The 9,880-nt window shown below is 66.3% G+C and carries 6 protein-coding genes; 5 read left to right on the plus strand and 1 reads right to left on the minus strand.

Going from position 1 to position 9,880, the window contains the following annotated elements; all coding sequences use genetic code 11:
• The 3 genes from OG332_RS30300 to OG332_RS30310 all read left to right on the plus strand — a co-directional run bounded on the left by OG332_RS30300 (position 1) and on the right by OG332_RS30310 (position 3,866).
• Positions 1 to 1,068 carry a class I SAM-dependent methyltransferase gene (locus tag OG332_RS30300; RefSeq protein ID WP_327416443.1) on the plus strand — a complete coding sequence of 356 codons (1,068 nt, stop codon included), beginning with the start codon at positions 1 to 3 and terminating at the stop codon, positions 1,066 to 1,068.
• 181 nt (positions 1,069 to 1,249) lie between these two features.
• On the plus strand, positions 1,250 to 2,542 hold the full coding sequence (hisS, locus tag OG332_RS30305; RefSeq protein WP_327416444.1) for a histidine--tRNA ligase: 1,293 nt from the start codon (positions 1,250 to 1,252) through the stop codon (positions 2,540 to 2,542).
• Between the two features lie 280 nt (positions 2,543 to 2,822).
• The gene (locus OG332_RS30310) at positions 2,823 to 3,866 is read left to right on the plus strand and encodes a S66 peptidase family protein (protein ID WP_327416445.1); all 1,044 of its coding nucleotides are present in this window, start codon (positions 2,823 to 2,825) and stop codon (positions 3,864 to 3,866) included.
• 95 nt (positions 3,867 to 3,961) lie between these two features.
• Here the strand turns inward: OG332_RS30310 and OG332_RS30315 are convergent, their stop codons facing one another.
• A complete protein-coding gene (locus tag OG332_RS30315; RefSeq protein ID WP_327419421.1) occupies positions 3,962 to 4,714 on the minus strand; it encodes a methyltransferase domain-containing protein in 753 nt (250 codons plus the stop codon).
• A gap of 231 nt (positions 4,715 to 4,945) precedes the next feature.
• Here OG332_RS30315 and OG332_RS30320 point away from each other — a divergent pair, with 231 nt between their 5' ends.
• The gene (locus OG332_RS30320) at positions 4,946 to 5,749 is read left to right on the plus strand and encodes a class I SAM-dependent methyltransferase (protein WP_327416446.1); all 804 of its coding nucleotides are present in this window, start codon (positions 4,946 to 4,948) and stop codon (positions 5,747 to 5,749) included.
• Between the two features lie 725 nt (positions 5,750 to 6,474).
• Entirely contained in the window at positions 6,475 to 9,819 is a 3,345-nt protein-coding gene (locus OG332_RS30325) for a helicase-related protein (protein WP_327416447.1), read from the plus strand.
• Positions 9,820 to 9,880: the final 61 nt, after the last annotated feature.

Raw genomic sequence — 9,880 nt, forward strand, 5'->3', positions numbered from 1 at the left:
GTGACCACCCGCTACGACCATCGCAGTGTCGAACTCCAAGACCAGGTCACCGAACAAGCATGGAGCGCCTACCGGCTCTCCGACATGCCCCAGATACTGGACGGCTACCACAAGGCCGTCGTCCTCGCAGCGCTCATGCGCACCGGGGTGCTCCAGCGGCTGCGAGAAGGCCACACAGACCTCGGAGACCTGCTCGGCCCCCTCGACCCCTACTTCGGCGAGAAGCTGCTCGGCTGGCTCTCCACCGCCGGATACACCCGGAGCATCGACGGTGGATACGCACCCACCGAGGCCGGCACCGCGCTGTTGAGTGACACCTCTCTCGCGCAGCTGAGCTTCTACATCGAGGCGTACGGTCCGGTGACGCAGCGCATCGAAGACCTTCTGACAGGAACCGCCCACTACGGCCGTGACATCCAGCGCGACGGCGCAGCGCTGGGACGCAGCTGCAACACCCTGTTCGACCTGTACCACATCGATGTGGTGCTCGAAGCGTTTGCCCGACGTAGTGCAACCTGTGCCCTGGACCTGGGGTGCGGAGCGGGCGGATTCCTCATCGAGGCCGCCCGGCGGGACCCGGAGTTCAGCGGAATCGGGCTGGACATCTCGGAAGGGGCCATCGCGGAAGCCTCCAAGCGGGCCGTGGAGGCGGGCGTGGCCGAGCGCGTGTCGTTCCACGTCGCCGACGCCTTCGATTCCGCGACGTGGCCAGATGCCTGCGCCCGGGCCGACGCGCTCTTCGCAGCTGGCGTCTTGCACGAGCACTTTCGGCAAGGGGAGGACGCGGTCATTGAAATCTTGAACGGGTTCGCCACCGCATGGAGCCGAGGACTCAAATCGATCATTCTTGGGGAACCTGAGCTGTACTACGACCGGCAGGACAACGACTCCGATCTGGACCTGGTGCACATCCTGACGCTCCAGGGCTTCCCGCGTAGGCGTACCGGTTGGCTCGAGCTCTTCCCGCGATCCGACCTCGCGTGCCGTGCGGTCTACTCGCGCCGCAACGCCGGCCCGCGTTTCGCGTTCTACGACCTGGCACCGCGCGGGCTGGACGGACCCGAGTAGAGCGCCTGAGACCCTCTCGCTTGCGGCCTCTCAGAGACGAACCCGACTCTGAGAGGCCGCGCGCGAGGGTTCGCTTGACCGATTCAGGCGCCAACCCAACGTAACGGCGCCGCTGGTAGGCTGACGATCCGTCCGCTTCTTCGACGGGCTTTGACTCGCTTCTCTTGGAAAGGCATTTCCGGTGGGACGATTGCTGCCGACAACCCCGTATCGCGGCACGAGGGACTTCCTCCCCTCGGAGATGTCCGTTCGGCAGCAGGTCTTCCATCAACTCTACGAAGCGATCGAACGCTATGGATTCGCCCGCTATGACGGCCCCATCCTGGAGTCGGCGGAGATCTACGAGGCGAAGTCCGGCCAGGAGATTGCCAACCAGCAGCTCTACTCCCTCACTGACCGCGGCGGTCGCCGTCTCGCACTGCGGCCGGAGATGACCCCATCCGTGGCGCGCATGATCGCTGGCAATGCCGGTCAACTTCAGTTGCCTGTACGCTGGTACAGCCACGTCATCTGTCACCGCTACGAACGCCCACAGCGCGGCCGCCTGCGCGAGCACCTCCAGATCAACGTGGACATCTTCGGGTCCGACAGCGTTAGCTGCGAGATCGAGATCTTCGAACTGATCCACGACATGATGGCCGCGATCGGCGCCACCAGGGACATGTGGGTGCTCCGGGCTGGCGACCGCGTTCTGCTGGAAAGCATCCTCCTCGACGTCGTCAAGATTCCTGCCGACAAGCTGCAGGAGGCTTCGTCGCTGATCGACCGATGGGCGAAGTACCCCCGTGAGCAGCTGGTCACTGACGCCGAGGGCCTTGGGATCGACGAGACGCGGTTTGACCTCCTCGAAGAGGTGCTGAGCAGCGGAGCTGGCGTCTTGGACTATGTCTCCGAGGAGGCACGCAGCCGGTCCATGCTGGCGCAGATCCTGGCGGGAGACTCCCGCGACCTGGTCACCTTCGACCCGTTCATCGTGCGCGGGCTGCAGTACTACACCGGGACCGTTTTCGAGGTCTTCGACCAGCACCCACAAAACAGCCGATCGCTCTTCGGCGGCGGCCGGTACGAGGACCTGGCCGGGCTCTTCACGAACCAGCAGATTCCAGGCATCGGATTCGGCATGGGCGACGTCACCCTCCACGACTTCATGGAGGGACACGGGCTGCTGCCGGAGCCCCGCGCCGAGGTGGACGCCGTGGTGATCCCTGTCGGTGCGGAGCTGTTGTCTGATTGCCGAGCCGTCGCCCGCGACTTGCGGCTGGCCGGCATCCGGACGTCTTCGCCGCTGGAGCATCGCAAGCTGAGCAAGGAGCTGGTTCGCGCCGACCAGGCCGGGGCCCAGGTTGCAGTCGTCATCGCTCCGAGCGAGTGGGAGCGGGGGCTCGTGGCGGTTCGCAACCTGGCCACCCGCGAGCAGATCGAGGTGCCGACCAGCGACGTCGTGGCGCAGGTGGGCAAGCTTCTCGGGCGCTGACCGGGGACCTGGACGCGGGCGACTGCCGGGCTGACGCCTTGCAGTCGCCCGCGGCGGCCTCTCGCCGTTGACCGATGGATTCGGATGGGTCATCAGGGTGACTTGGGAGGGCCTTCATGGGCGCGATTCTCCTCGACGCCCATCGAGTCCAAGGCTGACTACACGAAGTTCTTACTTCGTTCCAAGCCTGGTCAAGACCCTCGACATTGCCGCAGCCCGGAGAGCCATGCCCAGTGGCCACATCCCAGCGATCCAGCAGTTGACTTACTACCATCGCAGCATGGCAGTCCCGATCTATCCCCCGAAGCCCAAGCCTGGCGATGCCGTCGCAGTCGTATCACCTTCGCGCGGCCTGCCCGGCGAGGTGCCGCTGCCCTACGAGCTTGGACTGCGAAGACTCCGGGAGGGCTTCGGGCTCAAGCCCGTGGAGTATCCCACCACCCGCAAAATGGGAGCGAGCGCGCAGGCTCGGGCCGCCGACATCAACGCGGCCTTTGCCGACCCTCAGATCAAGGCAGTCATCGCCAGCGTCGGCGGTTCTGACCAGATCACCGTGCTGCGCCATCTCGACCGCGATCTGATCCGCGCCAATCCGAAGCCGTTCTTCGGCTACAGCGACAACACCAACCTGGTGCTCTTCCTGTGCAGCCTGGGCATCGTCAGCTTTCACGGCGGCATGGTGATGACTCAGTATGGCCGACCCGGCGTGATGCACCCGATGACAGCAGAATCCTTGCGGGCAGCGCTCTTCAGCTCCGGCGAATTCGAACTCCAGCCGGCACCTGCGTACGGCGAGGTCCTCGGCTCCTGGCAGGATCCGAAAACCTTCGAGGTCGAACCACAGATGGAGCCCGCAGGTGGCTGGACCTGGCACAACGCGGATCGCGCAGTCGAAGGAGCCGGCTGGGGAGGCGACCTGGAGATCGTGTCTTGGCTGCTGATGGCGGACCTTGCGGTACGACCGGTCGATGTGTATTCCGGCAGCGTGCTGTTCCTGGAAACTGGAGACTCGATGCCGAGCGCCGAGGAAGCGTATGTGATCATGCGCAACATGGGCGAACGAGGTCTGCTCGAACGGTTTTCCGCTTTGCTGATGGGTCGCCCGAAGACTTGGTCCCGCCATCGAACGCTACACGATAGACAGAAGGCGGAGTTCCGCCAGGCACAACGGGAGGCGGTGTTGCGCGCGTTGGCGGAGTACGCGCCCCAGGCGGTGGCGGTCTTTGACGTCGACCTTGGTCACACTGACCCGCAGGTCGTGATCCCCTGCGGCGGGCGCATCCGCGTAGACGGGCCAGAGCGCCGGGTCTTCGTGACGTACTGATGGGTGGAGCGGACTGAGTGGGACGCAGAGCGGCGCAGTGACAACGGTCCCCTGCTCGCTCTCCTGGACGCCGTGGACGAGCAGCCGGTGACCCATCAGATGCGGTGAGCTGCAACAAGCACTGCTGTCTCGGCGAAGAAGAAGCGCCCAGCTGCTGCGGCCCGTTGAACCGCGGCGTACCACTCGTCGATCTCGTCCAACCCCAGTGTGCTGTGTCCTCGACTGGTGGTCGACCGCAACGCTCCACGGATATCGCCGACCCTGCGAGCGGCATGGCCGGACAATTCGGTTGAGGAAGTCACTACGGTCTCTACATGGGTCCGGGCAAGCGGTGATGCCTGGACCAAACCGGGCAGCTTGCGCCCGATCCTCCCATCCGAGCTGTCCATCCATGAGGGCGCGTCATCGGCGAACGCGTGGCCGATCTTGCGGTCGAGGTCGACGGGAGCACCGGCGATCACGAGTGAGTCGAAGTCGGAATGGGACAGCACCGCGCGACCACCCGGCCGTAGCACCCGCCACACCTCGTTCAGGAGCTGAGCCGGGTCAGGTAGGCACTCGAGAAGGTTGGACGAGATGACCGTGTCTACGCTGCCGTCCGCGAGAGGGAGCTGCTCGCGTAGATCCACCGAGCCCAACTCCACTGTGCCAGCGTGAGCCTGTAGACGCTCGCGAGCCGTGGCCAGGGCCAGCTCGGACCGGTCGAAGCCCGTGAGTTGCGCCTGCGGAAAGCGCCTTGCGAAGGCGGCCAAGGCCGGGCCACTGCCACAGCCTAAGTCGACCACTCGTCCCCGCTCCGGAAGCTCCGCGAGGTCGATAAACCGGTCGTGCAGCGTCTCGTTGGTCATCAGCACGCAAGCCTCTCCTTCTCGTACGACACGGCAGTGCATGTACGCGCCAGGTGCTGCACACCATAGGCCGCAGCGATGTTCCGCGGCTCCGGGATATTGGCGCTGGCGCTGAGATGTGTCCTAGGCACTGGTGTGCAAGTGCCACCGGATTCTCTGCCCCGGGTCCGGCCCCGCAGCAGCCGGATATGGGGATGCAGGACCTTTAGCCGGGCCCTACCATCGCAAGGCATGACAAGCATCGACGAGCGGATCAGCGACTTCTACACGGAGTACGACGAGGCGTCCAGGCTGCATGCCACCGCGACGGGCTGCCTGGAGTTCGAGCGAACCCGGGAGCTGCTGCGCCGACGCTTACCTCCGCCGCCGGCCCGGGTACTGGACGTGGGTGGCGGCCCGGGTACGCACGCCCGCTGGCTCACCGAGGAAGGCTACGAGGTGCTACTCCTGGACCCCGTGCCGAAGCACGTGGAACAGGCCCGCGCGCACGCGCCGCGGTGTTCGGCCGAGCTCGGAGACGCCCGCGACCTGGCCCTCTCGGCCCACAGCTTCGACGCGGTCCTGCTCTTGGGCCCGCTGTACCACCTGGCGGACCGCGCGGACCGCCTCAGGGCCCTCCGGGAGGCTCGCCGGGTCGCAGTACCGGGCGGTCTGGTGGCAGCCGCGGGGATCTCCCGCTACTCCTTGATGCAGGACTACACCGTCAGCGCGGGCCTGTCCCCGGAGCTGCTGGCCGGTGAGGTCACGCAGGTGGTCCGTACCGGTTCCTATGACGGCAGCAGGGGGTTCACGGTGGTGCACTTTCACACCGCGGCCGAGCTTGCTCAGGAGGCTGGCGAGGCGGGGCTCAGCGGTGTGAGCGTGCATGGAATCGAGGGCCCGGGGTGGGCGTACGTAGTCGCGGCTGGCCGCTTCGCGGACCAGGAGGCAGCTGGAGCGCTGCTTGCGGACGCTATCGCGACGGCCCGCCTCGCGGACGAGCACGGCGTCTTCACCGACGCCTCGGCGCACGTCCTCGCGATCGGCACAGCCTGATCGCCTACCTGTTCCAGCGACGCAGCAACATTTCCACCGAGCCGGCCACGCAGGGCGCGGCGCCGGCCTCGCCAGCGCCGCGCTCCGCTACGCCGCACAACTCTCCCCCGGCCCATGCCGTCGTACTTCGCCTGCTCGTCAACAGCAAGGCAGGACTCGGCGAAGCGGCCGAGACCCCGCGCGATTGGCCAGGCTCTCGCTGCCGCCGCCAGAGGCGATGACGCTGACCCCACGGCCGGGTACTGCTCCGTGGCCTACATCGAAATGGAAGCCGCGAACTGCGACGTCCTCCTGGAGCGCCCGGACCAGGCCGTCGAGATTTACTGGGAGAGCCTCAGCCGCTGGCCGGCCGTGCAGGAACGAGACCGAGGCTTGTGCCTCGCACGCCTTGCCCACCACTCGTTGTCAGACCATGCCCGTACGGTGTCAGCATGACCAACTGACCTCTGGCCATCTTCGCCTTGCTGCCGCCGGGATGCAGCTCGGTTTCAACGTCTGCTCAACGATCGGATGGTCATGATCAGAGGAGTATGAGCCACGTCACTGGTTACGATTGAGCTGCCGAGGCTGCTCGGCGCCTGGCCATAGAGAAGGACCCTATGCGCGCCGATGACGTCCAGCCCGGCATCCGCCTGACCGGGCTGACCTCAGGGGCGGTCACCATCGTGGCTGTCACACCGATCGGTCACGCCCTGCAAGTCACATTCCGGGATGATCACGGACACTTGTCTGACCAGGTGCTCTTCCCTAATGACATTGCTTCGCTGCAACCAGAGGCGCCGAAGTCGCGTTGGTCGTTCGACGCCGACCCCGCGCAGTTCCGTCTGGCCTCCGAGGCGCTGCGTATGCGGCACGCAGGCCTGTCCGACCCGATGCTGGCTGTCGAGACAAGCGACATCGATCCGCTGCCCCACCAGATCCGCGCCGTCTACGGCTCCATGCTGGCCCAGGCCGGCTCCTTGCGTTTCCTGCTCGCGGACGATCCGGGCGCCGGAAAGACGATCATGGCCGGTCTGTACCTCAAGGAGTTGCTGCTGCGTGGCGACGTGCAGCGTTGCCTGATCGTCGCCCCTGGCGGGCTGGTCGAGCAGTGGCAGACCGAACTCGCGGAGAAGTTCGGAATCGAAATGGCGATCCTGACGCGCGACCTCGCGGAGGCCGACCGCGACGGCGACCCGTTCCGACAGAACCCCATGCTGATCGCGCGCATGGACCAGCTGGCCCGCAACGGAGAGTGGCAGACCGCACTCGCAGAGTCGGAATGGGACCTCATCGTCGTGGACGAGGCCCACCGCATGAGCGCATCCTGGTTCGGCAACGAGCTCAAGCGCACCCGCCGCTACGAACTGGGCCAGCTCCTCGGCAAGATCACCCGGCACTTCCTGCTCATGACCGCGACGCCGCACTCTGGGTCGGAAGCCAACTTCCAGACCTTCCTCGCCCTGCTGGACCCCGACCGGTACGACGGCCAGTACCGCCAGGGCGTGCACTCCACCGACACCACCGGACTGATGCGCCGGATGATCAAGGAGGACCTGCTCACCTTTGAGGGCAAGCCGCTCTTCCCCGAGCGGGTGGCTGAGACCATCGAGTACACCCTCTCCCCGCAGGAGATGCTCCTGTACGAAGAGGTCACCGAGTACGTACGCACGGAGATGAACAGGGCCGAGCAGGCCGACGGCAAGCGGCGCACGGTCGGCTTCGCGCTCACGGTCATGCAGCGGCGTCTCGCATCCAGTCCTGAGGCGATCTACCAGTCGATCCGGCGCCGCATCGCCCGGCTGCGCACCCACCGTGAGCAGACGCTGTCGGGCCCGTTTGTTCCCCCGTCCGAGACGCTGTCGTTCGACCCGGACGACTTCGACTCCGACGAGCTGGGAGCCGCCGAGCTGGAGCAGTTGGAGAGCGAGGTCCTGGACGCCGCTACCGCTGCGCGCACCGCAGCCGAGCTGGACGCCGAGCTCGCGGTCCTGGCGCGTCTGGAGGAGATTGCCCAGCAGGTGCGTGCCTCGGGTGAGGACCGCAAGTGGCAGGAGTTGCGTTCCCTCGTCCTCAAAGCTCACGAGGATGGCCTGAGCGGCGCCCACCACACTCCGCGCAAGCTCATCATCTTCACCGAGCACCGCGACACCCTCGACTACCTCGCAGGCCGCATCACCACCCTGCTGGGCGGCGATGCGGATGCCGTGCGCACGATCCACGGCGGCACCGCGCGACAGGCGCGGCGGGAGATCCGCACCAAGTTCACCAACGACCCGCGCTGCCACGTCCTGATCGCCACCGATGCCGCCGGTGAAGGACTGAACCTTCAGGCCGCGCACCTGATGGTCAACTACGACCTCCCCTGGAACCCCAACCGGATCGAGCAGCGTTTCGGGCGTATTCACCGCATCGGCCAGCGCGAGGTCTGCCGACTGTGGAACCTCGTGGCTTCCCAGACCAGAGAGGGGCAGGTCTTCCAGCGCCTGCTCACCAAGATCGAGCAGCAGCGCCGCGCCTACGGCGGCAAGGTCTTCGACGTCCTGGGCGAGAACGCCTTCGCGGATGAGCCACTGCGCGACCTGCTCATGCGAGCCATCCGCTACGGCGAGCAGCCCGAGGTCCGGGCCTACCTGGACCAGGTCATCGACAAGTCTGTCGCCGACGGGCTTCAGGAGCTGATCAAGGAACGCGCACTGGCCACTCCGGACATCGGGCTGGAAGAGCTGGCCAAGCTGCGCCGGCAGATGGACGAGGCCCGCGCCCGGCGCATGCAGCCCCACTTCGTGCAGGCCTTCGTCATGGAGTCCCTCCGCGCCCTGGGCGGGCGGGCGTCGAAACGGGAGAAGGACCGGTTCGAGCTGACCCAAGTGCCCGCTGCCCTGCGCGAAGGCCGGCGTACTGTCAGTCCGCGCTACGCACGCATCACCTTCGAACCCTCGGCCGTGGTGATACCCGGCCGACCGGACGCCGAGCTCGTAGCACCCGGTCATCCGCTGATGGACGCGATCATCGCCGAGATCCTGAACAGGTACGGCGACGCCCTGACCCGCGGAGCCACCTTCCTGGACCGGACCATCAGCACCCCCCAGCTCGTGTTCGCCCTCCTGGAAGAGCTCTCCGACGGACGCGGCACCGCGATCAGCAAGAGGTTCGAGTACGTCTCCGTGCTACCAGACGGAACCGCACAGCCGGCAGGCGCCGCCCCGTACCTAGACCTGTCCCTGCCGGCAGGTCTGAACCTTGAGCAGCACACCGCACTGGCCCTTGCCGTCAACTCCGAGCTGTCCACGGCCTGGCTAGCCGAAGGCGTGGAGAAGATCGCCCAGAACTGGGCGATCCAGCACGGTCTGCCCGAGCACCGCGCCGACGTTGCCGCTCGTGTCGTCCCGGCCGTCGAGCGCACACGCAAACTTGTACGGCAGCGGCTGCTGGCGCAGATGAACTACTGGGACGGCGAGTCGATCAAGCTCGCCGAGGCCCAAGCGGCTGGCAAGAAGGTTCGCATCTCGCCGGCCACCGCACGTGACCGTGCCCGATCACTGGAGGCCCGGCTCGAACGCCGCCAAGGCGAACTCGACCTCGAAACCCAGGTCAACGTGCACCCGCCACAGATCATCAGCGCTGCGCTCGTCCTGCCCGCCGGGTTCATCCCGGGGGCCGCCGGCGAACAGCCGACACCTGGCAGCTTCGCTCTGGACACCACCGTTACCGAGCGCCGGGCCGTCGATGCTGTACTGGCTGCCGAGCGTCGGCTCGGCCGGGATCCTGAGGAGATGGCGCACTCCAATAAGGGCTTCGACATCCGTTCCCTCAAGCCCGACGGCCACCTGATCTTCATCGAGGTCAAAGGGCGAGTGCTGGGCGCTGACAACTTCACCGTCACCACCAGCGAGGTCGGCTACGCCAAGAACGCCGAGCCCGACTACCGGCTCGCCCTGGTCGCCGTCGATCCTGATACCCCTGACGGGTCGAACGATCGGGTCCGCTACGTGCTCAACCCCTTCGCTGACCTGGTCTTGGACAAGTACGTCGACGATCTTCGCCGGAAGTGGAAAGCCGAATGGCAGCGCGGCGTCGACCCTCTCTGACGTACGCAAAAATGCTTCACATGCTTGAACGTCACCCGAGGCACGATTCGGGCCTCTCGGA

The organism is Streptomyces sp. NBC_01233 (assembly GCF_035989305.1).
Lineage (GTDB): Bacteria > Actinomycetota > Actinomycetes > Streptomycetales > Streptomycetaceae > Streptomyces.

Excerpts from the sequence above, each read along its gene's own strand:
- OG332_RS30310 (WP_327416445.1), top strand. The coding sequence starts at position 2,823 with ATGGCAGTCCCGATCTATCCCCCGAAGCCCAAGCCTGGCGATGCCGTC.
- OG332_RS30315 (WP_327419421.1), bottom strand. The coding sequence starts at position 4,714 with ATGACCAACGAGACGCTGCACGACCGGTTTATCGACCTCGCGGAGCTT.
- OG332_RS30320 (WP_327416446.1), top strand. The coding sequence starts at position 4,946 with ATGACAAGCATCGACGAGCGGATCAGCGACTTCTACACGGAGTACGAC.